At 53.5% G+C, this 1,794-nt stretch carries 2 tRNA genes and 1 rRNA gene; all 3 read right to left on the bottom strand.

Features of this window, described 5'->3' with window-relative positions:
- Positions 1-3: 3 nt before the first annotated feature.
- A tRNA-Ala gene (locus ACUJB0_RS31690) sits at positions 4-79 on the bottom strand.
- A gap of 18 nt (positions 80-97) precedes the next feature.
- Positions 98-174 (bottom strand) — tRNA-Ile (locus tag ACUJB0_RS31685).
- 74 nt (positions 175-248) lie between these two features.
- Positions 249-1,777: ribosomal RNA gene (locus ACUJB0_RS31680) — 16S ribosomal RNA — on the bottom strand.
- Positions 1,778-1,794: the final 17 nt, after the last annotated feature.

Below are 1,794 nucleotides of genomic sequence, written 5' to 3'. Positions count from 1 at the left end.
TTTTGGTGGAGGATGACGGGATCGAACCGACGACCCCCTGCTTGCAAAGCAGGTGCTCTCCCAGCTGAGCTAATCCCCCATGGGTATTGCATAAAACTGGTAGGGCTGGTTGGACTCGAACCAACGACCCCCGCGTTATCAACACGGTGCTCTAACCAGCTGAGCTACAGCCCCAAATGCTGTTCTTTAATTTGACAGTCGATAAGTGTGAACGCTTGATGGCGATCCGAAGATCAGTGCCACTCTAGAAAGGAGGTGATCCAGCCGCACCTTCCGATACGGCTACCTTGTTACGACTTCACCCCAGTCACGAATCCTACCGTGGTAAGCGCCCTCCTTGCGGTTAAGCTACCTACTTCTGGTAAAACCCGCTCCCATGGTGTGACGGGCGGTGTGTACAAGACCCGGGAACGTATTCACCGCGACATGCTGATCCGCGATTACTAGCGATTCCAACTTCATGCAGTCGAGTTGCAGACTACAATCCGGACTACGATACACTTTCTGGGATTAGCTCCCCCTCGCGGGTTGGCGGCCCTCTGTATGTACCATTGTATGACGTGTGAAGCCCTACCCATAAGGGCCATGAGGACTTGACGTCATCCCCACCTTCCTCCGGTTTGTCACCGGCAGTCTCATTAGAGTGCCCTTTCGTAGCAACTAATGACAAGGGTTGCGCTCGTTGCGGGACTTAACCCAACATCTCACGACACGAGCTGACGACAGCCATGCAGCACCTGTGTAATGGTTCTCTTTCGAGCACTCCCCAATCTCTCAGGGATTCCATCCATGTCAAGGGTAGGTAAGGTTTTTCGCGTTGCATCGAATTAATCCACATCATCCACCGCTTGTGCGGGTCCCCGTCAATTCCTTTGAGTTTTAATCTTGCGACCGTACTCCCCAGGCGGTCTACTTCACGCGTTAGCTGCGTTACCAAGTCAATTAAGACCCGACAACTAGTAGACATCGTTTAGGGCGTGGACTACCAGGGTATCTAATCCTGTTTGCTCCCCACGCTTTCGTGCATGAGCGTCAGTTTTGACCCAGGGGGCTGCCTTCGCCATCGGTGTTCCTCCACATATCTACGCATTTCACTGCTACACGTGGAATTCTACCCCCCTCTGCCAAACTCTAGCCTTGCAGTCACCATCGCCATTCCCAGGTTGAGCCCGGGGATTTCACGACAGTCTTACAAAACCGCCTGCGCACGCTTTACGCCCAGTAATTCCGATTAACGCTTGCACCCTACGTATTACCGCGGCTGCTGGCACGTAGTTAGCCGGTGCTTATTCTTCAGGTACCGTCATTAGCAAGGGATATTAGCCCTCACCGTTTCTTCCCTGACAAAAGAGCTTTACAACCCGAAGGCCTTCTTCACTCACGCGGCATTGCTGGATCAGGCTTGCGCCCATTGTCCAAAATTCCCCACTGCTGCCTCCCGTAGGAGTCTGGACCGTGTCTCAGTTCCAGTGTGGCTGGTCGTCCTCTCAGACCAGCTACTGATCGATGCCTTGGTGGGCCTTTACCCCACCAACTAGCTAATCAGATATCGGCCGCTCCAGGAGCACAAGGCCTTGCGGTCCCCTGCTTTCATCCTTAGATCGTATGCGGTATTAGCGTAACTTTCGCTACGTTATCCCCCACTCCAGGGTACGTTCCGATATATTACTCACCCGTTCGCCACTCGCCGCCAGGTTGCCCCGCGCTGCCGTTCGACTTGCATGTGTAAGGCATGCCGCCAGCGTTCAATCTGAGCCAGGATCAAACTCTTCAGTTTAATCTCTGTTTATTTGC

This window comes from Duganella caerulea, from assembly GCF_040362985.1.
Lineage (GTDB): Bacteria > Pseudomonadota > Gammaproteobacteria > Burkholderiales > Burkholderiaceae_D > Rugamonas > Rugamonas vulcania.
This window is presented reverse-complemented; position numbering and strand designations above follow the sequence as displayed.